The sequence below is a fragment of the Pseudomonas sp. MWU13-2100 genome (assembly GCF_023242365.1).
Classification (GTDB): Bacteria; Pseudomonadota; Gammaproteobacteria; order Pseudomonadales; family Pseudomonadaceae; genus Aquipseudomonas.
On sequence record NZ_JALLIX010000173.1, the window covers coordinates 1 to 334 of the forward strand.

The 334-nt window shown below is 41.9% G+C and carries 1 pseudogene; it reads left to right on the top strand.

The features are described 5' to 3' along the window. Nucleotides 1–334, top strand: a pseudogene (locus M5B99_RS29895) (hypothetical protein); the annotation flags it as partial.

The window sequence follows — 334 nt, forward strand, 5'->3', positions numbered from 1 at the left end:
GAATTCAACTTCGCGAAGCTGCAAGCTTTAATTCAAATGTACAGACTTGTATACGAGAGATGAGACGCTTATCCTCGTCATTAATGGAGGTTGTTTATGTTATTACTTATATTGCTCTGTATGATCTTTGCGTTCAGCAAGGTGGGCTGGACAAAGGTGATTCACTATCCAACATCAAAAAAAGAGTGATCGCCGAGAACCCGTTGACTCAAGAACAATTACTTCGCATATGCGTCCAAGAAAGAGCAAAAACCGCCTCAAATCTCTGGATGGCGGATTGCATGAGCAGAAGGATGGGTATTATAGAAGGCTCCTCCTATTCAGTTACACTGAA